This is a genomic window from Wolbachia endosymbiont (group B) of Longitarsus flavicornis, assembly GCF_964028135.1.
Classification (GTDB): domain Bacteria; phylum Pseudomonadota; class Alphaproteobacteria; order Rickettsiales; family Anaplasmataceae; genus Wolbachia.
The window spans coordinates 1,585,979-1,611,619 of sequence record NZ_OZ034758.1 but is presented as its reverse complement, the minus strand read 5'-3'; the positions used below and the strand labels follow the sequence as shown (position 1 = coordinate 1,611,619).

At 34.3% G+C, this 25,641-nt stretch carries 17 protein-coding genes and 3 pseudogenes; 11 read left to right on the top strand and 9 right to left on the bottom strand.

The window, feature by feature from the left end:
* Nucleotides 1–102 precede the first annotated feature (102 nt).
* Together ABWU45_RS07665 and ABWU45_RS07660 are read right to left on the bottom strand one after the other, a co-directional pair.
* Entirely contained in the window at nucleotides 103–2,079 is a 1,977-nt protein-coding gene (locus tag ABWU45_RS07665; protein ID WP_353278414.1) for an ankyrin repeat domain-containing protein, read from the bottom strand.
* 78 nt (nucleotides 2,080–2,157) lie between these two features.
* On the bottom strand, nucleotides 2,158–3,306 hold the full coding sequence (locus ABWU45_RS07660) for a Bcr/CflA family efflux MFS transporter (RefSeq protein ID WP_353278413.1): 1,149 nt from the start codon (nucleotides 3,304–3,306) through the stop codon (nucleotides 2,158–2,160).
* A 149-nt stretch (nucleotides 3,307–3,455) separates the two neighbouring features.
* Between ABWU45_RS07660 and ubiE the strand changes: the two genes are divergently transcribed.
* The 4 genes and pseudogenes from ubiE to ABWU45_RS07640 all read left to right on the top strand — a co-directional run bounded on the left by ubiE (nucleotide 3,456) and on the right by ABWU45_RS07640 (nucleotide 8,809).
* Nucleotides 3,456–4,154, top strand: coding sequence for a bifunctional demethylmenaquinone methyltransferase/2-methoxy-6-polyprenyl-1,4-benzoquinol methylase UbiE (gene ubiE / locus ABWU45_RS07655; RefSeq protein ID WP_353278411.1), 699 nt, complete (start codon nucleotides 3,456–3,458; stop codon nucleotides 4,152–4,154).
* A gap of 181 nt (nucleotides 4,155–4,335) precedes the next feature.
* Nucleotides 4,336–6,033: an ABC transporter ATP-binding protein gene (locus tag ABWU45_RS07650; RefSeq protein WP_353278410.1), complete on the top strand. Its 1,698-nt coding sequence runs from the start codon at nucleotides 4,336–4,338 to the stop codon at nucleotides 6,031–6,033.
* Nucleotides 6,034–6,889: 856 nt separating this feature from the next.
* Nucleotides 6,890–7,429, top strand: a pseudogene (locus ABWU45_RS07645) (IS4 family transposase); the annotation flags it as partial.
* A gap of 102 nt (nucleotides 7,430–7,531) precedes the next feature.
* Nucleotides 7,532–8,809: an IS4 family transposase gene (locus tag ABWU45_RS07640; protein WP_353277994.1), complete on the top strand. Its 1,278-nt coding sequence runs from the start codon at nucleotides 7,532–7,534 to the stop codon at nucleotides 8,807–8,809.
* A 205-nt stretch (nucleotides 8,810–9,014) separates the two neighbouring features.
* On the opposite strand, the pseudogene ABWU45_RS07635 reads toward ABWU45_RS07640, so the two are convergent.
* From ABWU45_RS07635 to ABWU45_RS07625, 3 genes and pseudogenes are all read right to left on the bottom strand, one after another.
* Nucleotides 9,015–9,713, bottom strand: a pseudogene (locus ABWU45_RS07635) (IS4-like element ISWpi18 family transposase); the annotation flags it as partial.
* Between the two features lie 101 nt (nucleotides 9,714–9,814).
* Nucleotides 9,815–10,123, bottom strand: a pseudogene (locus ABWU45_RS07630) (serine aminopeptidase domain-containing protein); the annotation flags it as partial.
* A gap of 1 nt (nucleotide 10,124) precedes the next feature.
* Nucleotides 10,125–10,649 (bottom strand): c-type cytochrome, encoded by a 525-nt coding sequence (locus ABWU45_RS07625; protein ID WP_353278408.1) that lies wholly within the window; start codon nucleotides 10,647–10,649, stop codon nucleotides 10,125–10,127.
* A 292-nt stretch (nucleotides 10,650–10,941) separates the two neighbouring features.
* Between ABWU45_RS07625 and ruvA the strand changes: the two genes are divergently transcribed.
* From ruvA to ABWU45_RS07600, 5 genes are all read left to right on the top strand, one after another.
* The gene (gene ruvA, locus ABWU45_RS07620) at nucleotides 10,942–11,514 is read left to right on the top strand and encodes a Holliday junction branch migration protein RuvA (RefSeq protein WP_264682691.1); all 573 of its coding nucleotides are present in this window, start codon (nucleotides 10,942–10,944) and stop codon (nucleotides 11,512–11,514) included.
* A complete protein-coding gene (gene ruvB / locus ABWU45_RS07615) occupies nucleotides 11,511–12,500 on the top strand; it encodes a Holliday junction branch migration DNA helicase RuvB (protein ID WP_007302374.1) in 990 nt (329 codons plus the stop codon). Before ruvA ends, ruvB begins: the two co-directional genes overlap by 4 nt.
* A 268-nt stretch (nucleotides 12,501–12,768) precedes the next feature.
* A complete protein-coding gene (locus tag ABWU45_RS07610) occupies nucleotides 12,769–14,004 on the top strand; it encodes a hypothetical protein (protein ID WP_353278407.1) in 1,236 nt (411 codons plus the stop codon).
* A 276-nt stretch (nucleotides 14,005–14,280) separates the two neighbouring features.
* Nucleotides 14,281–14,469, top strand: a complete 189-nt coding sequence (locus ABWU45_RS07605) for a hypothetical protein (protein WP_353278405.1) — start codon at nucleotides 14,281–14,283, stop codon at nucleotides 14,467–14,469.
* Between the two features lie 29 nt (nucleotides 14,470–14,498).
* Entirely contained in the window at nucleotides 14,499–15,962 is a 1,464-nt protein-coding gene (locus tag ABWU45_RS07600; protein ID WP_353278404.1) for a hypothetical protein, read from the top strand.
* A gap of 703 nt (nucleotides 15,963–16,665) precedes the next feature.
* Here ABWU45_RS07600 and ABWU45_RS07595 read toward each other — a convergent pair.
* The 4 genes from ABWU45_RS07595 to priA form a co-directional block, all read right to left on the bottom strand.
* Nucleotides 16,666–16,941, bottom strand: a complete 276-nt coding sequence (locus ABWU45_RS07595) for a transposase (RefSeq protein WP_353278403.1) — start codon at nucleotides 16,939–16,941, stop codon at nucleotides 16,666–16,668.
* A 168-nt stretch (nucleotides 16,942–17,109) separates the two neighbouring features.
* Nucleotides 17,110–17,394 carry a transposase gene (locus tag ABWU45_RS07590; RefSeq protein WP_353278401.1) on the bottom strand — a complete coding sequence of 95 codons (285 nt, stop codon included), beginning with the start codon at nucleotides 17,392–17,394 and terminating at the stop codon, nucleotides 17,110–17,112.
* A 352-nt stretch (nucleotides 17,395–17,746) separates the two neighbouring features.
* Nucleotides 17,747–18,559 carry an ankyrin repeat domain-containing protein gene (locus ABWU45_RS07585; RefSeq protein WP_353278399.1) on the bottom strand — a complete coding sequence of 271 codons (813 nt, stop codon included), beginning with the start codon at nucleotides 18,557–18,559 and terminating at the stop codon, nucleotides 17,747–17,749.
* 125 nt (nucleotides 18,560–18,684) lie between these two features.
* The gene (priA, locus tag ABWU45_RS07580) at nucleotides 18,685–21,057 is read right to left on the bottom strand and encodes a primosomal protein N' (RefSeq protein WP_353278397.1); all 2,373 of its coding nucleotides are present in this window, start codon (nucleotides 21,055–21,057) and stop codon (nucleotides 18,685–18,687) included.
* Between the two features lie 98 nt (nucleotides 21,058–21,155).
* On the opposite strand from priA, the gene ABWU45_RS07575 reads away from it, so the two are divergent.
* Both ABWU45_RS07575 and ABWU45_RS07570 read left to right on the top strand, forming a co-directional pair.
* Nucleotides 21,156–22,124 carry a hypothetical protein gene (locus tag ABWU45_RS07575; protein WP_353278395.1) on the top strand — a complete coding sequence of 323 codons (969 nt, stop codon included), beginning with the start codon at nucleotides 21,156–21,158 and terminating at the stop codon, nucleotides 22,122–22,124.
* A gap of 9 nt (nucleotides 22,125–22,133) precedes the next feature.
* Nucleotides 22,134–25,622 (top strand): ankyrin repeat domain-containing protein, encoded by a 3,489-nt coding sequence (locus ABWU45_RS07570; RefSeq protein ID WP_353278394.1) that lies wholly within the window; start codon nucleotides 22,134–22,136, stop codon nucleotides 25,620–25,622.
* Nucleotides 25,623–25,641 lie beyond the last annotated feature (19 nt).

Here is a 25,641-nt window from a genome sequence, read left to right as displayed (position 1 = left end):
CTGGAATCCATTATACTCCGTAAATTTAACTGGGTGCCAGTGTCAGCTACTTTCATGACATCAATTGATTTTCCTTTGAATGCCAGTTATGCAAGAAATCTATTATATAATATTATTGTCACCCTCTTGATAGTTTGTTAGCTCCTCTCCTCCTGAGTTACTTGGTGCAATTATTTGATCAGATTCAGTTGATGGTTCATCAGATCCAAACAACCATGAAAAAAAGCCACCAAAAAATGATGCAATTAAAGAAAAGGGCTTCATAATTATATTAAGCAAATTATCGAAAAAAGAGCTCGGTTGCTCTTCATTTGTCGATACTCTATTTTGTGTAGGTTCTGCATAAGGAAGATGTCCATTATCAGCAGCTTCAATTTTTACATCACTTTCTTCTTCTGCACTGATCTCCTGTGATTCTTCCTCTTGTTCTTGTAAACTTAGTTGGGCATTACCTTCTTGCTCAGCATCTTCCTCTTGACCTACTTCATTATCTTTTGATGCTATACTGTCATCAATTTTTTTGGGGGGTTTTAGTAATAGAGTTTTTATTTCTTCTGTGCTAGCTAAATCTAAAGGAGTCTTTCCATATTTATCTTGTGCATTAACATTTGCTTCTGCGTTTATTAGAGCTTCTACTATCTCTTTTCTATCATAGTTTGCAGCCCAATGTAAAGGAGTCCTCTCATCCTTATCTACTGCGTTAACATTTACTTCTGCGTTTATTAGAGCTTTTACTATCTCTTTTCTACCATATCCTGCAGCCCAATGTAAAGGAGTCCTCTCATCCTTATCTACTGCATTAACATTTGCCTTCATTCCTATTAGAATATCGACCATCTTTTCACGGCTCCACGATACATTAGGCAATGTATTCCAGTTGTTTTTTTCAATTACCAGGTGTAAAGGAGTCTTTCCATCTATATTTTGTAAATTAACATTGATACTTTCTACTTTCAGTAGATAGTCCAATTCAGGTATCTCCATCGCTTTCTTTTTTAAAAAAAAATGCAAAGGAGTCTCTTTATTTTTATCTGTTAGATTAACATTGATGCCTTTTTTGTTCAGTAGAGTATAGAATTTATCTGTATCTATATCTAGGTCTATTTTTTGAAGAATTAAATGTAAAGGGGTTTCTCCTGCATTATTTTGTGCATTAACGTCTGCTCCTTTATCAAGTAGAAATTTTACTATCTTTTCTGTATCTTTATATCTACTTTTAGCAGCAAAATGTAAAGGGGTACTTAGATCATCACTTTGTGCATCAACCTTTGCTCCTTTGCTGAGTAGAAATTCTACTACGTCTTTATGTCCATATTTAGCAGCAAAATGTAAAGGGGTGCTTAGATCATCACTTTGTGCATCAACCTTTGCTCCTTTACTGAATAGAAATTCTACTACACCTTTATGTCCATTTTGAGCAGCCAAATGTAGAGGAGTCTCTTCAAATTCATTTTTTGCATCAATTTTTGCTCCTTTGCTGAGTAGAAATTCCACTACGTCTTTATGTCCATTTTGAGCAGATAAGTGTAGAGGGGTCTCTTCAAATTCATTTTCTGCGTTAACCTGTACTTTTTCTTCTCTATTTAACAGATTTTCTACATCATCAATATTACCGCTTTTAGCAGCTTCAAGCAATTTGTCATTGGCATCTTTTATGCTTTGTAATAGATTTTTTATTTCTTCTGTCTTAGCTAAATCTAAAGGAGTCTGTCCTTTATCATTTTTTGTATTAACATTTGCTTCTTTCTTTAATAGGTCTTCTACTGCTTTCAAGTCGCCAAGTCTGGCAGCCAGATGTAGAGAAACCTTACAATGCTCAGCTTTTACTTCTTCGTATTTATTTAACACGTGGCGTTCTCGAGAAGAGTCATAAGCAATAAAATCTGCTCCATTATCTAATAGAACTTTTGCTATATAAGAATGATTATTTTTAACAGCCCAATATAGAGAATTACCTTGAGATCCATCATATGCATTAACATCAGCTTCTTCAATTATTAGGCGCTTTGCTTCATTAAGATCACCTCTTTTAGCAGCATCAAGTAAAGCAGCATCTATATTTCTGATTGAATAATTCATTTAACACTTCTCTATAAAATTGCATTACTATAGTAAGGTAATTAATAATTCATGAAATCTGGGTTGTAGAAATAATGATTATCCTTCGTGTTTTTCAGTATATTTAAGTAAACTATATATAAGAATTGCAATTATAGAACATACAACTGTTAATAGTAAATTTGGTAAAATGCCATAAGAAAAGAATTTTCCTACTATGTATATTCCAACAGCCCCAAACATCATATTGCAAAATGAGAGAACTGCACTACCAAGCCCTATACCTTTGATCTTTTCTAAAGCAGAAGTTACGTTATTGCTGATTACAAGTGCAAGCCCGATATTGCTCGGAATCCAAGTAACTTGAAGAATCAGTACACTCAACTTGTTTATGAAATAAAAATATACCAGTAAACCATCGGATATTATTGGTAATATCAAACCTATGATTAGCATCCTGCTAACCCCTATTTTTGGTACATATCTTCTATTGATCAAAGTTCCAATTATGTAAAATATAACTATGATTGATATGAGATAGCCAAAATATTGTACTTCAACGCCCATTGATTCAAATATGAACGGGTAATTAGCAATGTATGCCCAAAGCCACATGAAAGTTAATCCATGAATGGCTGAAAACCCAAGAAAACGATAATTCTTAAATATTAATATATACTGCTTGAAGATATTAATGCTGGCTTTACTTTTATTTACGGTCACCGTTTCTTGTAGTTTCGAGTAAATAAAAATGAGCATAATAATTGCAGCAAGTGATATGATAAAAAACAAAAATTTCCAACTATAACCATGTGAAATTATATAACTGCCTACCACTGGAGCTATTCCAGGTGAAAGCGCTACTACCATATTTAACTTTGAGATTACTCTTGAGTATTCACTACCTGAGTACATATCCCTGATTGCTGCATATCCGACAACGCCTGCAACACCAGCTCCAGCTCCTTGTATAAAACGGATTAATATTAAAAGTATAATATTATCAGCTATGCAACATACAATACTTGCCAAAGTAAAAATTGTCATACCAATAAGCATTATTAGGCGCCTACCATAATAGTCTGACAATGGGCCATAAATTAATCCAGATATTGCAATTCCTAATAAATTTAAACTGATCGTAAGCTGCGCTATATTACCTTTCACCTTAAAATAGTTGGCAATACTTGGCAATGCAACTGAGTATAAGTCTGTTGCCATATCAACAACTGCTACAGATAATATCATAATAAGAGAGATGATATTTTGTGAAAAAGCTGTCGACACTAATGATTTACTGGATTAAATATGTTTAATTGTAGTATATTTTTCTCATTAGTATATTAATTTAACTGCTAAAGTTTAAAATAATTATGTAAGCAATCTCTATATAAAATATGGATAAATCACAACTAGTTAAAGAGGTTTTCGATTCTGTAGCAAATTGCTACGACATCATGAATGATATAATGAGTCTTGGAATGCACAGGCTATGGAAAGAGAAGATGGTAAGTAGTGTGCATTTTAAAAAGAACTCCAAGGTTTTGGATATTGCTGGAGGAACCGGAGATATAGCTATAAGAATAGCAAGAGGTGAACCAAGTACTCAAGTTACAGTATGTGATATAAATCAAAACATGCTGGACAAAGGGCGTGATAAAGCTATAAATTCAAATCAGCTAAATTTCAATTGGGTATGTGCAAATGCAGAGAGTTTACCATTTGAAGATTCCGAATTTGATTATTATACAGTAGCTTTTGGTATTCGAAACTTTTCCGACCGTAAGAAGGCTTTAAGTGAAGCATGTAGGGTATTGAAGCAAAATGGACAATTTGTCTGCTTGGAATTTGCCCCTATGCATTATCAAAATGAGATATTCACCAAATTTTATGACTTATACTCATTTAAAGTAATTCCTAAAATTGGTAGCATAGTTGCTAAAGATAAGGGTTCTTATGAATATTTAGTGAAAAGCATCAGAGAATTTCCAACTCAAACTAATTTTAAAATGGAAATTGAAGAGATAGGCTTTAAGAATGTTGAGTTCTATAATATGAGTTATGGAATAGTAGCATTACATATTGGAACAAAATGAATATTAAACTCTGGTCTATTCAGTAGTTTTTTTGCTAACTTTCTGTAATTTCGCAGCGTTTTTTCTTCAGTAGAAATCAAGCTAAAGTTTCTTGAACGTATTGCTCTAACGAAGTACACTGTAAACTAATATTGTAACTTTTTCCTGAAGCTAAAATCTATATAATTAACTTAAAAATAAAATGCGATCTAACATTAAGCAGTTATTTTATTATATAAAACCTAATCTACATTATTTTACCGTAGCTTTTATTGCAGTTCTATTTTCAGCTTTAACGATTCTTCTTTTTGGTAGGGGCTTAAGCAACATAATTGATTCTGGCGCAGAGCATAACTTTACTACCAAGCTCGTAGTTTCAATACTGATAGTTTTAGGCATTTCTTTCACTGCATTTATTCGGTTATATTTCATTGGCATTGGCAGCGAGAAAGTTATCGCAAGAATCAGATACGACTTATATAGCAGTATCACTGACTTGCAACCAAGTTTCTTTGAGAACACAGGCGTACAAGATGTTATCTCAGCACTCATTACTGATACCTCTGCATTGCAATCGATAATAAACAGCAGCTTACTGACAATATTGAGGAATTTTGTGGTACTGACTGGTAGTGTTGCAATGCTGTTATACACAAATCTACATTTAACCGCATATGCAGCTGCAATAATACCCATACTGCTCATTATCATGACTTCACTTGGAAAAAAAGTTCGCAATTATGCACGCTTTGCTCAGGATAAATTAAGTGAGCTTGCATCATTTAGTGAGGAAAATTTTAGATCTATAGTAACCATTAAATCATTTGTACTAGAAGAAAATGAAAAAATTCGTTTTCAGAAACATCTAAACTCAGTATCAAAATCATACGTAAAATTAGTACTCTTGCGTGCTATTTTAGTAACTCTAGTTATCACGTGTGTGATAGGTTCGCTAGTTATTTTGCTTTTTTTTGGAATAAAAGAAGTCTTAAGTAATAATATGACCATTGGAGAACTCTCCTCATTTGTGTTTTATTCAGCGCTTGCGGCAGGAGCTATAAATAATTTGAGCGATAATATCAGTGATTTACAACGAGGTCTTGGAATTGTAGAGCGTTTGTTTGAGTTTACGAACATGAAAAGCTCTATAGTAAATGGCGAAAATCCTATAAGAATTAATAGTATTCAAAAAGAAATTGCGTTTAACGATGTAACATTTTTTTATGCTGATAAGCCAGCATTAAATAACGTATCATTTTCTATAGAGGCAGGCCAATCAGTATCAATTGTTGGACCATCTGGCAGTGGCAAGAGCACCATTTTAAAGCTTCTGCTCCGTTTTCACGATCCAAGTGAAGGCAGTATTACTATCGATGGACAGAATATTAAGACAATTGCGCTAAATGATCTAAGATCGCTGTTTGGCTTAGTACCACAAGATCACATGATATTTTCTTGCTCAATAATGGAAAATATACTATACGGCAAACCGGGTGCTGAATATGAGGAAGTCAGGCGAGCTGCTATCAGCGCTTATGCGATGGAATTTATTGATAAGCTGCCGGATAAATTTGATACATTTGTAGGAAAAAGAGGACTAAAGCTTTCCGAAGGACAAAAGCAACGTATTATAATAGCAAGAGCAATACTGAAAAATCCTCAGGTTTTAATACTGGATGAAGCAACCTCTGCCCTTGATTATAAAAGTGAGAACCTCGTGCAAAAAGCACTGAGCAAATTAATGCAAAACAGAACAACAATCATAATCACACACAGGCTATCAACCGCACTCAAAACTGACAAGATTATAGTGATTAATTGCGGGAAAGTAGAAGAAGTAGGAGCTCATGATTCTCTAATGAGTAAAGATGGGCTGTATGCAAAATTGGTGAAGATATAGTAAAAACTGAAGGAAAATTTAAATCATATCGTTAGTTGGTATGTTAGATTCATAATCAAAGTTATTAAATTTTTAATCATTTTAATTTATAATAATCTCATAGTATTTTTTTAAGGATCATTATGGTTTATAATTACAGTAATTTACCAAAACTACCATTTACGGGTTATAATCTACCAGCAGCTTTACCAGTATCGAACTATGCACAAGCTTGCACACCTCCAATGGCTTATAATTTACCAGCAGCTTTACCAGTACCAGTATCGAACTGTGCACAAGCTTGTACACCTCCATTTGTACCTTGTGCTACTAATTCCTGCCACAATCATTTTAACTCATATCATAACTATTATGATACATGTTATAATCCTTGTGATACGTTTGATTTTTTCTGCTAAGAGATTAGATTTAAATCACTAACAAACGTACGTTCTTTCACTCTTGCTATACGTACTTCCAATAGCACATGGGAAACCATGTGCTTCACATTTTGCTTTAAAATACAATAAATTTGACTACTGACAGCTTTTTCTTGAAATCTTAGCAGCATTTTGCTGTGGCAAAGCTTTTCAATGCGAATATCTTCTATATTAAAGTCGTATTTTGAAATGTACTGTAAGTTTGTATATTCTAATTTTAGCCTCAAAATTATTAAATCATTAACTTTTTTATCCTATAATAATCTAATAGTTATTTTTTAAAGGATTCTTATGAATTATAATTTTTCCTCATCTCCACGTGTTGGTTCATGTATTCCTACGCGCACAGCTTGCACAACCATACGCGTCAAGTTAAGGAAATAAAGGTATGAAAGAGATAGAATAATAAGGTATAAGTTCTCCCAGATATACTTTTAGTGAGAGAACCAATGAATAAAATAACTAGCTTATCAAAAAAGCTCAAAGAATTTTTTAATGAAAAAGCAGAGAAAATCTCAATTACAACAAGGTTTATAAAAAGAAAGAGAAAGCTAAAAGGTTCATCATTCGTAAAAGCCATGGTCTTGGGTAATATAGGAGTTGATAATTGTAGCGTAGAAACAATGTGTCAATTACTAAACGAGGACTCGATAGATATAACAAAACAAGGTTTGGATTTTAGATTTACTGAAGAAGCAGTGGAATTTATGAAAAGGATGTATAATGAATCTGTGATTCTCTTTAAAAATATCTTGCAAGTTGATTGCAAAATCTTACAGCAATTTAATAGTGTTAAATTATTGGACAGTAGCTATATTACTCTACCTAACAGTATGGAAGAGATGTATAAAGGTTATGGTACTAGCTACAGTGGCTATGAAAGCAATACTAAGTATGGAATAAAGTTACAATTAGTTTTCGACTACATGAATCAGATAATAGACCAACTTAATTTAACGGAGGGGGTAAGATCAGACCCACTGCCATTAAGTTAAGGAAAAGTGATGAACTGTATTATAAAATCAGGTAAGATTCACAAATTAAAAGAAGTAATGACATGAGTAAAAAAAAGAATAATCATGTTTATAAAAAATAAATTGATGAGTTTAAACTTTATAAACGCACACAGAGCATCCTCAAAAGACTTCTCACGAAAAAGAAAGCTGCCCTTCGTTAATGTATTTCTCCTGATTTTTAGAAAGAGTGTAAAGTCATTACAAGTGATGCTTAATGAGTTTGTTCTGCATACAAGAAAAGATTATACAATTACGGCAAGTGCATTTACTCAAGCAAGAAAGAAGCTAAAACATACTGCGTTTTCAGAGTTAAATGATGATATAGTTTCCCTATACTACCAAGATCAGGAATTTAAAACCCACCATGGCTTCAGAGTACTTGCATTTGATGCTTCAATACTGATTCTGCCAAAGAGCGACAAAATAATAGGTGAGTTTAGCTCAAGAGCAGTATGGAATGGAATCCAGAGATTTGAAGACTATACAAGTGCAACCTTTGAAGTTTGTTACGATGTGCTAAATAATATTGCAATAAAATCTGTGCTAAGTAGAGGTGACAGCTATGAGGTTGATTTAGCAATCGGTATGCTTGAATCCATAAAATCAGACGATTTGTTAATCTGTGATAGAGGATACGTATCTTATCGATTTCTTGCTGAGCTTACAGGAAGGAAAATCAATTATATAATTCGCTGTTCAAGTTCGTCTTTCAATGAAATAAACGCTATGTTTAAGCCGGAAAGCCCATCTAGTACGGTGGTAGTGTCTACCGCACCTATTAAAGTAGCAAGACAGCTACGAAAGCTAGGATTACCTGATGAGATGAAATTCAGGTTAGTCAAAATAATACTTTCTTCTGGCGAAGTTGAAGTGTTAGTAACATCTCTGTTAGATGAGAAACGTTTTACAGTTGAAGAGTTTGAGAGATTATATTACTTGCGCTGGGGAGTAGAAACATTTTTTTCTAGGCTGAAGGGAAGATTAAATTTAGAGAATTTCACAGGAAAAAGTATTGAAACTATCAAGCAGGATTTTTGGTCAACTATCTTCATCAGTAATCTAGAAAGTATCATGATAGAAGATGATGAAGAGACATTGAGCTCACAGAATAGTAAACTAAAAAAAAGCATCAATAAATCTGTCTCATTTAATGCGATTAAAAACTTAGCCTTTGATATTTTTTCTACAGAGTCAGACATAGACTGCATTATGGATCGACTATCACAGTTATTTTTGATGAACACTTTAGTGGTGAGAAAAGGGAGAAGAGTTGATCGTCATAAGATATCTGATATTCGTTCACTCAACTACCAGAAAAGAGCTAGAAAACATGTGTTTTAAATTCAAGATATCTTTTCAGTATCATTGCATTAGTACATTCTTTGCAAAATAACCTGCAATTATTACTTTTTTAAATAACTTGCACTTTTCAGACTCCCTTTTCTTAAAAATTCACCCTAGTATTTACCATAATTATCAATCACTTCAAATTTTTTGTCCAATCTTAACTTCTCTTTCCCTTAACTTAATGGCAGTGGGTAGACACTACCACCGTACTAGATGGACTTTCCGGCTTAAACATAGCGTTTATTTCATTGAAAGACGAACTTGAACAGCGAATTATATAATTGATTTTCCTTCCTGTAAGCTCAGCAAGAAATCGATAAGATACGTATCCTCTATCACAGATTAACAAATCGTCTGATTTTATGGATTCAAGCATACCGATTGCTAAATCAACCTCATAGCTGTCACCTCTACTTAGCACAGATTTTATTGCAATATTATTTAGCACATCGTAACAAACTTCAAAGGTTGCACTTGTATAGTCTTCAAATCTCTGGATTCCATTCCATACTGCTCTTGAGCTAAACTCACCTATTATTTTGTCGCTCTTTGGCAGAATCAGTATTGAAGCATCAAATGCAAGTACTCTGAAGCCATGGTGGGTTTTAAATTCCTGATCTTGGTAGTATAGGGAAACTATATCATCATTTAACTCTGAAAACGCAGTATGTTTTAGCTTCTTTCTTGCTTGAGTAAATGCACTTGCCGTAATTGTATAATCTTTTCTTGTATGCAGAACAAACTCATTAAGCATCACTTGTAATGACTTTACACTCTTTCTAAAAATCAGGAGAAATACATTAACGAAGGGCAGCTTTCTTTTTCGTGAGAAGTCTTTTGAGGATGCTCTGTGTGCGTTTATAAAGTTTAAACTCATCAATTTATTTTTTATAAACATGATTATTCTTTTTTTTACTCATGTCATTACTTCTTTTAATTTGTGAATCTTACCTGATTTTATAATACAGTTCATCACTTTTCCTTAACTTAATGGCAGTGCATCAGCCATCCTCCCATGCTTGAACCTATAATTATTTGTTTATCGCTAGTTAATTCACTCATCACTTTAGCACAATTTTTTTGCCAGTCACTTATTGTATAATCAGCAAAATCACCGCTTGAATTACCGTGGCCAAGATAATCAAAGAGCACGAGTGCTATATTATTTTCCTGGCAAAATTTGTAAATGGCAGTTGCTTTAGTTCCATCCATATTAGATGCAAATCCACCGAAAAAAACTACAGAAGCTTTCTTCCCTTGTAGCTTTCGATATGCTATATTTCCATCGAGTAATTTACAATAATTCATACTACTTTGGCAAGGCAACCGGACTATCGCTCATCGAACGCAAATAGCTGACTAGATCTGCAATCTCTTTTGGATTGGAAATGCCTGCAAATGCCATACGTGTACCTTTTATGTAGGCTTTTGGATTTTTTAAAAAAGCAAATAGCTCCTCATATCCCCATTTTCCACCTTTTTCAAGTAGTGCTTTTGAGTAATTGAATGAGCTGCCAAGATGGGCTTTTTTATTTTCAACTATGTTCCATAAGTTTGGTCCCACTTTATTCATTCCACCTTTCTCAAAACTATGGCAAGCTATACATTTTTTTGCTGCTGACTTGCCTTTTTCAAAGCTAGCATTCTGCATGAGCTCTCCAATATCAAGTGCCACTTGTTCAATCTTTTGTTGAGGCTCATTGCTGGCTGCTACTATTGTTTGGTGTTCAATTTTATAATCCTCTGGGTTATAGAGCATATCAACTACATTACTAACTATCATAATTATTAATCCAGAAAGTAAAATCGATGCTGCAATCTTATTAAGCTCCATAGTTAATTCTTATCAAGTAATGTTACTTAAATTATGCAAATATTTTCGCAAACAGCAAACAATTACCTTTATTCTACCAAAGATAGAAATTTCTATTACTTAGTTAATAGACCGCAATTCTGCTGCTGAAGTAACTCCGTGGTCCAGTCACATACTGGTCCAGAATAATATATTCAAATAGATTTCCTGCAAACCTGTCTACAATGATTGAAACTGGAACCACTTCTATAATGTTCGTTTGCTTGACCTAAGATTCAGGAGCATTTAAACTGAATTTTATAAAGTACTAGAAATGATAGGAAATCTAAGAGGAATAGTTGATGAGGTGTGTAGCGATCACATAATCCTGAATGTGAATGATGTTGGCTACATAGTATATCTTTCAGCCAAAACTTTAAGTGCTTGTTCGATTGGAAGTAGAGTAAAATTACTTATCGACACTTATGCAAATAGCAGAGAAAACGTTACTCAGCTATATGGCTTTATAAGTAAAGAAGAACAGCAGTGTCTGCGTTTATTAGTTAAAGTGAGCGGTGTCAGCTATAAAACCGCAATGTCAATTTTGAGCAAATTAACTCCAGAGCAACTGTTTTTGGCAATTATAAATGAGGATAAACTAGTACTTAAGGTGAGTGGACTTGGCCTGAAACTCATAAATCGAATTATTACTGAGCTGAATGGCAAAGTAAGTAAATTAGAGACAAATAACAATCATTTTCACTCAATTAGTGAAGATGCTCTTTCAGCTTTGATCAATCTTGGATATGAAAGAACAAAAGCTTATGATACAATAAAAAAAATAGAAGATGAATCACCAAACTTGGACACTAAAGATATTATTCGTATGGCGCTTAAAACAATATGAAGTCAATATCATGTAGTAAGGAATACTCTGAAGATGTACGTAATTTAAATATCAGGCCTGAGCAACTTGATGATTTTGTCGGGCAAAAAGATTTAATACAAAATTTAAAAGTGTTTATAAATGCTGCACAGACGAGAGCTGAAGCTTTGGATCACGTATTGCTCTATGGTCCTCCAGGGCTTGGTAAAACAACTTTAGCACAAATTGTCTCTAAGGAGTTAAGGGTTAGCTTTCGTGCAACTTCTGGTCCATTGCTTAGTAAAGCTGGGGACTTAGCTGCAGTGCTCACTACTTTAAATGCAAAAGATGTTCTATTTATCGATGAGATCCATAGATTAAATCGTAGCATTGAGGAAGTTTTATATACTGCTATGGAAGATTTTTGCCTAGATATACTAGTAGGTGAGGGCCCATCTACCAGAACTTTAAGAATAGATTTACCACCATTTACACTGATTGGGGCAACAACACGGCTTGGACTGCTTTCTGCACCGCTGAGGGATCGTTTTGGTATTCCCCTGCATCTTGAGTTTTATTCTTTTGAGGAACTGGTTGATATTATAAAAAGAGGTGCAAGAGTTCTTTGTGCTGAAATCGAAAAGGATGCTGTGCAGGAAATTGCCTGCCGCGCCCGTGGTACTCCAAGAATTGCTTTGAGATTACTCAGAAGAATAAGAGATTTTGTTGAAGTAAAAGATGATAAAAAAATTACCTGTGAAATTGCCGGTTCTGCACTATCAAAATTGGGTATAGATAAAATGGGACTAAATAAATTAGATATGGATTATCTGAGATTTTTGTTTAACACCTCAGGACCTGTTGGAATTGACACCATATCTATTGCACTATCTGAAGATGTTGGCAATATTGAAGAAACAGTAGAACCTTATTTAATCAAGGTCAGTTTCGTAAAGCGCACACCAAGAGGACGTGTTTTAACTGATCAAGCAAGGGAATATCTCAGCATTAATTCAGTGGTATGCTAGTATTATACTATATTTTATAACATTGTATAGTATTACACTAAACATTATAATATTCTCTTATTATATGATTTGCAGGTGTTTTAGAGGCAAATAAGAAAGTCTTCTGTTATAGTGAATATGTTCTTGAAAAATTACGTAATATATGCTAGACTATATATAGTATGAATGTAAAAATATCAATAAGTTACTGATATTTTTTAAGATTAATACTTATTAAATACTTCATATTGTAAGATTGAGTTATTGTGTTTTATAGACTTAAGATAAAATGGTAAAAAGTTTTCTAAACAATTATAGAAACAGTAATTCAATTAATGGAGAAAAAGCAATGGGAAATTTTTTAATCAATAACAACGAAGAGGACGGTAGCTCAATCTACATTAATCGAATCAGAGAGCAAGATCTCTCTGCAGAGCAGAAGCTCAATGAATTAAAAGGATTCATGGAGGAGCTTGCTAGGAAAGCTGAGCTCAAGAGAATAGAGCTTGAGCGTCAGGCTGCGAGTTGCATTGATGAAACATTATCTCAAGTAGAGCTACAGATACAAGATAATGAGGATTACTTTACTGATGATAATCAAGGGGTATTCGCAAATTTCTTTGAATCCCTCTTTAATCTTTTTGAAGTAAATGTAGATCCGAAAGTCTACAAAATGCTCAAGGAGAAGAAAGAGAAAAATCTGCTTCTTTCGATAATTAAGTTTTTTCGTGATAAGCTTAAGGAATTAGTTAAAAAGATCTTCAAAAAAGATTTAGATTTAAGTTGGGATAAAAGGCTAGACAAAGAGATAAAAGAATTGCAGGAGAAATTACTCAGCGGTGAGTTATCTCCTGAAGAAGAAATAGCAATACTCGAACGTTTGCAAGCGTTGCAAAATTTAAAATTGAAGCTTCAAACTTTTCTCGTGGGCTCAGTCATTGCAATGTTTGCAGAAATTTTTGCAGTTGATTTAGCAGCAGTAGTAGAGCAAGATGTAACTGAGGAAAAAAGAGACAAAAAAGCAGAAAAAACAGAATCAAAAGAAGTTCGTCAAGAAATGGAAACAAAAGTGAATGAAATCACACCAATTTCCCTATTTAATTTTTCATCTCAAGTTCCAATGCCAATCACTCTGAATAAGCAAGAACGTGCTATTTTACCAAAGCCTGTAGAAAAATTAGTAGACACTCTACCTAAACCTGTTATAAGTCACAAAAATAGTGAAGTACAAAAACTGGAAAAAATGAATAAAGAAAAGAAAGAAGCAAAAGAAGAGAAAACTGAAAAACCAAAATTAGCTGTCTGTCCACCCGCTCCAGAGCGAAAGGAACACAGGAGAGTTAAAAGACAAAAATGTGGTGATGATACAAGGAGAACAAAGAGAAACGAGCTAAATGGATCTTCCTGCGAGAGAAAGCTTGGTGATCAGCAAAAGTCTAATGCTGCTGTGGAATTGCCAGGAGGATTAACTGATGATGTGAGAGTTGAAAACCATGCTTCTTCAGTCAAAGAGAGAGGTGTGTAAAGGTTCTCTCTCTTTTTTTCATTCCAGACTGGTTTTTCATCTGGATTCCAGCATCAAGTGCTGGAATGACATGGCGGAATGTCATCCAAGTAGCTGACACTGGGATCCAGAAAACTTAATTTAAAAAGTTGTTATTCCAGCACTTCTTCTCTTGTCATCCCAGTCTGGAATCCAGGAGTATAAAAATGGTGAATAAAATTTATGTAAAAAAACTGCTTGTGCTGATAATTGATTCTTAATATACTCATTACATAATAATTTAATTCGGAGGCTAATATGGATGGTAATAATGATCCAAATAAAAAAGTACCTGATTCAGGGAGAACAAGGATTTATAAAAAAGATTTAGATCCAAAGAGAATAGATAATTTCAGCGATAGGATTAAGCGTGAACAAGAGCGAATGAAACAAAATCAATCCAGTAGTAGTAAGAGTGGTCAGAGCAGCAGTAGGAGTGGTAAGTAATTATGTTAATTAATTAGAGAGGTGGAGTTATGCCTAATAAAAGTAAAATAAATCAAGAATTAGTAAAAGCGTTTAATAGTATTCTTCGTTTCAGTAATTCTGTTGTTACTAATTTTACTGTAAAGAACGATCATATTGTTATCTCATTTGATAATAATATGACTCTTGATCGGCGCATAAAGTACCTGAGCAGTATGAAAGAAAAAATAATACAAAGATTTTGTCCGGATGAAAGTATTCTTGATGATAATTTTTATACAAAGTTTTTTCCTTTTAACTTTGATCAAGGGAAATCGGCTGAAGATAATAAATTTTTGGTGCCAATTAGAAAAGAGGTAATTTCTAATCTAAAGTTTTTGCTAGCTAATGAAATTGCGCGATTTGTAACAGATCTTATTAAAGAGCAAAAAAAAGAAGACAAAAAATCGGAACTAGGTTATAAGAATCTATCAGGTGATACAGAGCAGGAGATAGAAGAACATGTAGATTATAATATAATTGATGAAGTCTTTGATAAGGGATCTTATCTATATGGTGCGGAGTGTGTTGATAGAAATTTGCAACGTTCTTTTGTAGATTTGCTCTCATCGAGGATAAAAGGTTATGAAAATGGTCCTAAAAAAACTAAGGATTTTTTAGAAGAGAAAGGAAATTATGTATATCTAAAGAAAAGCATTTTTGATAATCCTAAGCTCATTAAAGATATAGCAAAGCATAAAGCATCCTCGAAGTGTCGTGATTTGGAAGTTTCAAGTACCGAGGATGAAATGAATGACACTCTGAAGTCCGCAGTTGTTGATTTAATTTGTAAGGCACTACCGCACCTACCAATTGATTCTATGTGGCATACTTCTCACAAAGAAAGTAAAGATGAGTATTCAATTTTGGCTCCTGTTATTGATTATGATAATTACATAGAGCTTTTAAATGAAGAAGAAGTTGATCATATTAATAATAAGGTGTTTGGTGGTACAAAAGTATTGCGTGATGTAAAAGATGATATTGCAGAAAGAGGTCTTCCAACATATGGTGCCGAACAAATATATGCAATAGACTTTCGTAACCCAGACATTGCTTACTGTGTGATGGATAAGATCATGGAGAGCTCTGTAATCAATAAGGATTATAAACTGTCCATTGATCCTGCACGTGTGCCAGCTATGGAACCACAAACTCTTGCCCCTTCTGAAGAAAAAGTAGGGATAGATGGACCAAGTGCAGATAGTGTTTTTGGTGATTCACCTAAGAATTCAGTTATAGGTAAATCACATGCTAAAAACTCAAGCAAATTCCTTAGGCCCGACTACTATGGTGAAGGTAAAGGTGGGGATGATGCTTCGGCTAAAGATAGTGGCTTTGTCCCTTCTTCAGCACGATCTTCTTTTAATAAGCCCAAAACAACATTTAACCAACCTTCTATATCACAGCCTGACCAATGTTCTGCAAAAAAGCAGACATCAACTAGTAAAAAATCAATTTGTTGTATTTTATAGCTAAAGGAAATTAGGCTATTCAAAGATGAATTGTGAATGAAAGGTTATGTATCTGTTCAGATGCATGGCTAATGTGCAAATATTGAGACCAGTGCTTTCTTTCTTGTCATGCGAGTAGCCCTTTCGGTGTCATGTGAGTAGTCCCTTTGTTGTCACGCACTGGGACGACACCGTTTGCTACGGAAATTGTCACAATGTTCGTATAGTTGTGTGCTTGACACTAATCATCAGAAACGTTGTACTTTAACATTACTTTTATACTCGTAAATTTAACTGGATTCCAGACCGGAATGAAATCGTCTTGGATGGAAATCGTTGCCTGCCTTTGTCATTCAGGTAGCCCCTTTGGTGTCATTTAAGTAGCTCATCTCTTGTCATTCAAGTAGTCCCTTTGTTGTCATCCCATTACCTCCTCTCTTGTCATCCAAGTAGCTGACACTGGGATGGCTTTGTTGCATAACACTTCATGTAGTGGTGGTTTACGACAAATTCATGTAACTATTTCAAATTTAGCCATACCAAAATCAGTAAATTTGTTAAGCAAATAACACTTGAGTAGCAGTTCCTTTTCACGATTAACCTCAGATTTGTTACGAAAATTAAATCCGAATATTTGTTTCAGTCGCGAGAAAAAACTTTCTATATAAGATCTTTTTCCCTAGTTTATTTGCCTTTTCCACATCTTTATATTATCTTTATCATATTACTTTATTAGTCTAATTGCAGCATTTCTCTCTGCCATATAGTCTAACTTTGGATGCTCTACTGCATTATTTTGCAGAGGAATTTTTGTCTTTATCCCAAGTTCATTGCACAATTTATATAATTTCTTTCGGTTATATGCTCTATCTCCATACAGTGTGCTTATATTATATTGAGCTTCAACTCTTTCAATAAGATCACAGGCTCCGTAATGATCAGAATAAACTCCTCTACTATATTTTGCAGCTATGACTTTTTTGCTACCTATCTCCAGCATTACATGCAGCTTTCTTACCTGTTTATAACTGCGATACTTTCGCTATTTTCCTTACTGTGACCAGGGGTATTATTATAAATACTGATACTTGTACTATCTATGGCAATTTCAATACCTTCCGTATCATTTTTGTTAACTCTACAGTCACTGATCTTAATATTGAGTTTTCTAAACCTCCTTGAAGCTTGTGAATAGCTGCAAATTTTTTCCTATTTGCTGCAAATACCCTTCTATAAACCCTACCGTTTGTCTTAAGCCAATTCTAAAGAGATTAGCGACTATATGCACTAAAATCACAACTTTATCGCTATAAATATAGTTGCCACCAGCCATTTTTGGACCTTTTTCGTACCAATTCTCAATTGCTTCATTAATAAAATGAAAAATATTTCCCCTCTCTTGGAGAAATTTGTTATATTCATGGCAGTTACTGACTCTCATTTTTTGTGACATATTTTTCTTTCGTAGGTTAAATGCTTGTCTTATAGTGAATTTTGTCAGTAACTGCTAGCTCTTTTTACTTGAGTGATGCAACAAAGCCCACTGGGATCCAGGAAACTTGGTTTAAAAGAGTTGTCATCCCAGTACTAGTTTTTCTTCTGGATTCCAGCATCAAGTGCTGGAATGACACCATCTTGAATAGGATGACATTGTCTTGAATAAAATTTGAATGAAAACCGGTCTGTCATTCAGGTAGCCCTTCGTTTTCATCCCAGTGCCTCCTCTCTTGTCATCCCAGTGCTTGACACTGGGATAACACTTGATTATGCAAGAAATCTAATGTTAAAAAACTCACAGTTATTATTTAACTTCTGGTATTACTTACGATTTCAGAAGTTTCTGCATGATTGACAAGAGACGACTGAGGGTTAACAGCTTTTTCTATCGATTTAGCCTGTTTATAGTCTTGACTTAGGAAATATATAGACAGTCCAACTGCTATTCCAGCAACAAGAGCAGATACTGCGAGTGCGCATAATATAATAGTCATTGAAGGGACTAAAGCACCACCAACACCGAGTCCAATACCGAGAAAAACTCCAGGTACAATGCCAATCAAACTATTACATCTAGCATCTCCTTTTTTCAATTTAGCTTGGTTTTTCATACATTCAATGAGTACTTTTTTTGTATTTCCTTGAGCTAAATCTAATGGAATTTTACCTTCTTTATTCTGTCTCAAAGGATTTGCACCATATTTCAAAAGGGCTTCTATAGCATCAGTGTTATTACTTATAACAGCTTGGTGCAATAATGTATTGCCTCCTTCACCCTTAAAGTTCATGTGAGTACGAAACTCTTCGTTTGGGTTGCTTATTGGGTTGTTTTTTACATATATCCTATCTCCTATAGCTTTTTCCAAATGTTTCATCACATCTTCTAGTGGTTGCTTATCGAAACTTTGCACAAAATGAAGCAGAATTTCATGTATCACCGCTTCTTTTGTAGTTTTAGAGCATTGTAAAGTGAGTGCAAACGTGCTTCTATCAACAGTTATCTCTTTTGTGTTAGTAGGTATTTCGTTAACTGTTTTTGGTTGAAGGAAAGACTTTAGGTTTTCAATTCTTTGTTGACCATCTTTTATTTCATGAATTATTAAATTTAAACCATCAGTCATACGGTCCTCCTTATTTTGATCATATTATTTATTAATAATATAATAAATTCTAATAAAAGTCAAATTTTTAATTAAAAAATTAATACAATTAATTCTGTGAATGTCAAATAAATTCCGTAATTTTGTTAAAAAAAACTCACAGGATCAACATCTATTGTTACTGTAATGTTTGAACTCGAATTATAGTTTTTAATCCAATGTTTCAGCTTTTTCTTTATGAATAGATTATGGTTATTGTGTATTTTCAGTAACACTCTATAACGATATTTATTGTTTAAAAAATTTATTGCTGCTGGTGATGGGCCAAAAATTTCGAGTTCTTCTTTTCTAGTCACGCACTGGAATGACAACGCAGAAGGAGTAGTAGCTGAACATTGATCATGCAAAAAGCTTATTATCTCACTTGCTGCTTTCTGCGTTGCAAATTGATCCTTACCGCAAACTATAAGCGCTATTAATCTACTAAATGGCGGCATTTTAGCTTTGCGTCTTGACTCAAGTTCAATTTCATAAAACAAATCCCTTTTTTGCTGCTGCAATGCTTTTATTATCAAGCTTTCAGGATTATTAGTTTGCACTATTACCGTTCCTTTTTCATTGAATCTTCCCGACCTTCCTGCAACTTGATGCAATAATTGATATGTCTTTTCTGCTGCCCTAAGGTCAGAATTTTCAAGCCCTAAATCTGCATTTATTACTCCAACTAAAGTTAACTTAGGGAAATTATGCCCTTTAGCAATCACTTGTGTACCAATTATAATATTCACTTCTTCCTTGAGCACTGAGTCAATGACGCTACCAAGCGACTTCTGATCGCTGCTGATAATTGCAGTTTTTGCACTTGGTATTAATTTCACTATTTCCTCAAGTAACCTCTCAATTCCCACACCATAAAGGAACAATGACTTTTCGCTTTGACAATTAGAGCATTTTTCTGGAAGTTTTAATTGATAAGAACAATGATGACACAAAAGGACGTTCTTTTTCTTGTGATATGTAAGCCAAACAGCGCAATTTAAGCAGGAAATTTTGTATCCACACTTTTTACAAACTGCAAGTTGTGCATACCCCCGGCGGTTTAGAAAGAGCATAACTTGCTGTTTTTTCTCTATGGTTTGTTTTATGCCTTCGAAAAGCTCATTGGAAATCCATTGCTTATTGCTTCTCATATTCGCCACTTTTATGAGTGGCAACTCTGCACCACCGAATCTTTTAGTTAGCTTTACATGATTGTAATTCCCTTTTTTAACATGATAAATTGTTTCAAGCAGCGGAGTGGCTGATGATAAAATTATTGGAATGTTCTCAATTTTGGCTAAGGTAATTGCCATATCTCGAGCATTATATATAATTCCTTGTTCCTGTTTAAAGGATGAGTCATGCTCTTCATCGACGATGATTAATTTTAGGTTTTTATAAGGTAAAAAAAGTGTTGACCGTGCCCCAATAATTATCTGCGCACTTCCATTTGCTATATTGAGCCAATTATTTCGGCGAGCTTTGGGAGTAAGTCCTGAGTGCCACTCAGCTATGTTGCCGGATATCTGACTGCGAACACGATTTACCAATTGCGAAGTTAGAACAATTTCTGGCAAGAGGATTAGCACTTGTGCATTACCTCCTTCTGTTGTCATTCCAGTGCTTGGCAAAGGTAGTATGCTAAGTGTTACAGTGGGTTTTGCCTTAAATACAAAGGTGTCATTCCAGTGTTTAACACTGGAATCCAGGAATTTTGATTCTAAATTTGGTATTGATTTTAAATTAAAATAAATGTTTGTGATGAGATTATATGAAAAACTGGATCCCAGTGTCGGAGCACTGGGATGACAAGAGAAGAGGGCACCTGGATGACAAGAGAAGAGAGCATTGGAATTGCAAAAAAAGTAGGCGCTGTGATGACAGGAGAAGGAGGTGCAGGAAAAGGAAACACTGGGATGACACCATAGGATGGAGTGACGTCTTTTTGGTAGACAATGTTCGTAAATACTATGATTCTTAATCAACTGTGCAATCACAGAGAGATAAACTTCCGTTTTTCCAGACCCGGTTTCTCCGTCAAGTAAAGTCACTGAATACTCCCTTAGATTATTTGTTATTTTATCGCGAGCTACCTGCTGCTCAGGGCTTAACTGGTAACTTATCTCGCTTATTTTCTGCTTTTGCTCAGCATAAATTAGTTTATTTATTTGATTTACTTTTAGCACTCCTCCCATTATCACTTTGGCAAGCATACCAATAGGTATTACATTATATTGTGCAACCCACTCTGCAAATTCGATCAGTTTTGGTCTGATGCTCGGTAAATCGCTCTTTTGTTCAATGCATTTTAATTCTCGATCACTTTTGTCACTATACTTCCAAACTATTCCAATCAAGTGTTTTCTACCAAACGGCACTACTACGTAATCTCCAATTGAAACCTCAATATTTTTCTCAACTGCATATGAAAATAGCTGATCAATTGGAAGTGGTAGTAATACGTCAACTGTTTTTGTCATAAGTTAGCGCTGTTTTTAGATACATAGAGAAGCCTTAATGCTTTTTTCATAGTACACAATTTATAATCATAAATACTGGAAATGTGAGGAAATTCTGTATGTTTAGCGATAAAATAGTCCTAGACTTTGAAATAGAAAAAGGTGACCGAATAGATCGGTGTTACTTCTCTACACGCATCAAACTTACAGATAAGAGCAAGAGTTTTCTACGTGAAAAGCTCGGTAAACCTAACAATTTAGATGATTACTTTAATCTTAATCCTGAGAATTTTTATATTTATTACAACAAATATAGTGGTCACTATGGTATAAATGAGCTATATATCAGAGATGATAATGGTAGATATTTAGCTACTAAACTTCCACTTGATCAGAGCGGATTTTCGGTAGAGTTATCATTCGACGAGGTGAATTATGGTTTTTATCCTCTGTATGCAATCTATAATCCCACTCAATATGACAAAAAGCAGGAAAAGAGCTTTGAAGATAATGGTGAATTGCAGCCGTTTGTGTCAAGTGTATTGGATTACTTTCTAAATGGCTTAACCATTCAAGATATGTTTTTGCAAATACAAAATGAGCTTGTTGAAAAAGAAACAAAATTAGAAGAAGACAGAAGAAAAGCAGAGGAAGAATTAAATCAAAAGAATGAAAAGTTAAGAGAACTCATAGAAAATGATGAGATTAAAGTACTTAAAGTAATAAAAGGCCATAGTATTGGGAATGGACGTTCAGCGGCAATTTTACAGCTTAATGGTGATCTTGATGCAAGTAAATACTACATAGCAGAGTATGAAAGCAATGAATACTTACATTGCACGAGCTCTGGTTATGACATACTGCTTGACCAGAGCGATTTATTTTTTGTTCTCAATAGAAGCTCTTATCTTGAACTTGAAAGCGGTTTTTACTCAATACCTGCTGGCAGCTATGCTAAATATCTCAATACTAAGAATCTGCTTTTCAGCGATGATCAACTATCTCAGCAGTTGTGCAAAAACAAGGTAAAGGCTGAATCTACAGTTAACGCATTTTTCTCAAGACTTATTTATAGTGAAAATTTTTAAGAGGTGGATATGAAATTTAAAACAAATTCTGAATATGATAAATCACAAACGTTGATTAAAAAATTATTTCCAAATAAAGAAAGTATAGTAATAAACGATCAGCTTACGATAGAAGTGAAATATGGTGGATTGGCTAGTTATACCCCTGAGTATATAAAACAAACTGTAAAAGATGCTTACGGAGCCTGGTCTGATAATTTCTATTCACAAAAAAGCGTTCATTCTGGTCCAGTAAAATTGCAGCTTTATGTGCTGAAAAATTACGATGATTACAAAGCTCACATCAAGGAACTTTCAGCTGGTAAGGACCATAGAGAATTATGGGGTGGTGGAACAGTAAGAGCACACGAAGCTGACGGCACGATAGCAAAGACTTTTATTGTTGGAGATGTAAATGGCTTACTTTGTGCAAAATCTAAAATTTTAATGGAAAAAATGAGCGATGCATTTCTTGAGTACTCTACCGGTAATATGGATACAGTACCTGAAGTTTTACGTACCGGTATGAAGCTTTTCATGTGGAGCTATGATGCAGCTAAAAAAGAAAGCACTCGCGATATGCATTATACAAAAGAAGCATATAATAAAATGCAGGAATCTGGTCATGATACACCGTATAAAATAGCAAGTATGTCTAACGACTATAGAATGTCAGATTGCTTAGTGACATTCCTACAAGAAAAACATCCTCAATTCATAAAGCAATTACTTACTGAGATGTCCTTCGATAGAGCAGAAGCGATATCAAAATTCAAGCATCTTTTGAATAACTCAGAAGTTGAAAAGGAATTTAAGCAGTGGATGGATGTAAAAAGTGGCAATAAAATTGTGGCAGATCTTGTGCTCGATAGTGAGGTTATGACTTTCGGCGAACACAAGCTTCAAATAAATATAAAATATGATGATGAGGAATTAACTCAGAGCAAATTGAGTAGTGTAAAAAATGCCATCGAGAGTACTATAAAAGATTTTGATTCAGCATTTGGCATTAATAATTCTCAGCCTTGGCACAACATACCAAATAAAGTTAATGTTTTCGTATTTAATACAAAGAGTGACTACGAAAATTATCTTAAGGAGTTGAACGTTAACTATAAAGGCGGTTCTGGCTTGACAGTTCAAGGCCGCGGTTCAGATGTTCATGTTTATTTTTATCTACAGGATCAATTTGATGACTCGTGTAAAACTTTAAAACACGAAATGGGGCACGCTTTAACTATTATTAACTCCTATTATGGTACAGGTGATGTCTTATCTAAGGCTATGCATGAAGGGGTTGCTAACTATATGGCAAGTTTAGAAGATGGTCGGCATGTCAATGACCACGGAGATAAAGAGGCCTTGATTGCAATAAAGAATAAAGGTCTCAAACCAGATGAAATATTGCGCAATAATATTTGGAGTAATAAAGGGGAACATTATCATTCGGATGCTGAACAAGTGATCAAATTTCTTGAAGATAAACACCCAGATATGATTGATAATTTGCTCAAGAGCCTTTCTAAATCTGGTGCAAATAGGTCTCAAGGTAATAAATTATTTGAGGATTTTTTGACTGAGCTAAAAGGTTATGATCGAGAGTTTAAACAGTGGGTCAAGATTGAGTTGAACGGCGCAGAACATTCACAACATATAATTACTGGACCTGAGAATGTTGAAAGCCACACTTCACCTGAAACAACAAGCCAAGAAAGTGCAGGCAAGGGTGTATATGGTTATAGTCCAGTACATTATGTAAGTAGTGATAAAACCAAGATAGAACCTAAATCAAGTATTAGTAGAGAAGATTCTATGCAACCTGCTAAAAAAGCGAGTGAAGACGAACAAGGAAAAGCTGTTACAACAAAAGTTATGAAGTATAATAAACAGCCTTTCTTAAAGGTGAATATTGATGACAATAATGTAGAAAATACTATAGGAAAAGTAAACGAGATAAATAAGGTAACAGGTGCGACTAGTTTACATTTTGCTGCTTCATTGGGAGATTTAAGCAAAGTAGCAACGCTACTAAAACACAATTCATATATTGATACAAGAGACCATAATGGACAAACGCCACTACATTATGCCATTCAGTCAGGAAATACGGAAGTAGCAAAATATCTTATTGATCATGGAGCAAATCTTAATGTTCATGACAATTATTATCAGAAAACTAATACTAAATATGTGTATTATAAGACACCTTTACACTATGCTATTGAGTCTGGAAATATAGAGATAGCTAAATACTTAATAGATCGTGGTGCAAATCCTAATATTCAAGATGCTTATTCCCAAACACCATTATACAGTGCTATTTATTCAGGTAATACAGAAATAGTGAAGTATCTATTAGATCATAACGCAGATCCTAATAGTAAAAGTTATTATACTTTTCCGTTACTTGCTGCTATTAAGCTAGGGAATTCGGAAATAGTTAAGAGTTTAATTGAGTATGGCGCAGATCTTGGTATAAAGAACACGTCAGCTCAAACACTGCTGCACTATGCAATTGAGCTAAAACATACGGAAATTGCTAAATACTTAATAGATCGTGGTATAGATGTTGATACCCGTGATATTAGCTCTGGTAAATCTCCACTACATTTTGCCATGCACATGAAAAATATGGAAGTAGTTAAATATCTCATAGAGCACAATGCGGATATTGATATTCAGGATAGCTACGGCTTAACACCTTTGCATCTTGCTGTTGATCTTGGGAATAAGAAGATGATAGAGCAGTTAGTTGAAAAAGGTGCGAATATTAATGCTCAGGATAATGATGGTTGGACACCTTTAGTTCATGCAGTGAGGCATGGAAAGTTAGATACAATAGAATATCTAATAAAAAACAAAGCTGACGTTGACGTTGTAGGCAAAGATGGCAGGACACTTGTTGAACATGCTGAGTTATGGGCAGAAGAGAAAGGACTAGCAAGAGATGTAATAGATAGCAAAGGCGATAATGATTCTTATTATCGTGAGCTTTCAAAAGAAGCTGCAACTTGGGAAAAAGCTGGAAAGGATATGCTTAGCTATCTCAAAAAAATTACTATGCAAGAAGAAGAATCTAACGATATAGACCAAATGCCAGCAGATCAACCTGTAATTGAAGAAAGGAGTAAAAGATCGATAAGAGGAGACGAAGAGAAGCAAGAGGAAACAATTGTTATAGATAATGTGAAAGAAGAATCACAACATCCTTTAAAAATCAAAGTGGGTGAGACTGTTGAAATAGGGAAATATAAGGTAGAACTGCAAGTTACGTATGATGATGTAAGAAATTTTTATGACACTATACGTGGTAAATATCATGATGGTAGTGGATACAATTATGAGCAAGTAATGGTTTTGTACAATGAAATTGTTAGGCCAGCATCACAGCATCATGATGAACCATTTACTCTTGCTGAGTCCTATATTGCAGATGGGCATCTATTTATTAAAAATCAAGATTTTGGAATTTTGAATGATTTTAATGAGATGTTCTATAAAAGTGATGAGTTTATGTAATGTAAAAGGTGGATGAGAA

Bases quoted from the DNA above. Each gene is read 5' to 3' on its own strand.
- ABWU45_RS07605 (WP_353278405.1), top strand. From the start codon at position 14,281: ATGGATGGTAATAATGATCCAAATAAAAAAGTACCTGATTCAGGGAGA.
- ruvA (WP_264682691.1), top strand. From the start codon at position 10,942: ATGATAGGAAATCTAAGAGGAATAGTTGATGAGGTGTGTAGCGATCAC.
- ABWU45_RS07660 (WP_353278413.1), bottom strand. From the start codon at position 3,306: ATGATATTATCTGTAGCAGTTGTTGATATGGCAACAGACTTATACTCA.
- ABWU45_RS07600 (WP_353278404.1), top strand. From the start codon at position 14,499: ATGCCTAATAAAAGTAAAATAAATCAAGAATTAGTAAAAGCGTTTAAT.
- ABWU45_RS07575 (WP_353278395.1), top strand. From the start codon at position 21,156: ATGTTTAGCGATAAAATAGTCCTAGACTTTGAAATAGAAAAAGGTGAC.
- priA (WP_353278397.1), bottom strand. From the start codon at position 21,057: ATGACAAAAACAGTTGACGTATTACTACCACTTCCAATTGATCAGCTA.
- ABWU45_RS07590 (WP_353278401.1), bottom strand. From the start codon at position 17,394: ATGTCACAAAAAATGAGAGTCAGTAACTGCCATGAATATAACAAATTT.
- ABWU45_RS07610 (WP_353278407.1), top strand. From the start codon at position 12,769: ATGGTAAAAAGTTTTCTAAACAATTATAGAAACAGTAATTCAATTAAT.
- ABWU45_RS07625 (WP_353278408.1), bottom strand. From the start codon at position 10,649: ATGGAGCTTAATAAGATTGCAGCATCGATTTTACTTTCTGGATTAATA.
- ABWU45_RS07640 (WP_353277994.1), top strand. From the start codon at position 7,532: ATGTTTATAAAAAATAAATTGATGAGTTTAAACTTTATAAACGCACAC.
- ABWU45_RS07665 (WP_353278414.1), bottom strand. From the start codon at position 2,079: ATGAATTATTCAATCAGAAATATAGATGCTGCTTTACTTGATGCTGCT.
- ABWU45_RS07585 (WP_353278399.1), bottom strand. From the start codon at position 18,559: ATGACTGATGGTTTAAATTTAATAATTCATGAAATAAAAGATGGTCAA.
- ruvB (WP_007302374.1), top strand. From the start codon at position 11,511: ATGAAGTCAATATCATGTAGTAAGGAATACTCTGAAGATGTACGTAAT.
- ubiE (WP_353278411.1), top strand. From the start codon at position 3,456: ATGGATAAATCACAACTAGTTAAAGAGGTTTTCGATTCTGTAGCAAAT.
- ABWU45_RS07650 (WP_353278410.1), top strand. From the start codon at position 4,336: ATGCGATCTAACATTAAGCAGTTATTTTATTATATAAAACCTAATCTA.
- ABWU45_RS07595 (WP_353278403.1), bottom strand. From the start codon at position 16,941: ATGCTGGAGATAGGTAGCAAAAAAGTCATAGCTGCAAAATATAGTAGA.
- ABWU45_RS07570 (WP_353278394.1), top strand. From the start codon at position 22,134: ATGAAATTTAAAACAAATTCTGAATATGATAAATCACAAACGTTGATT.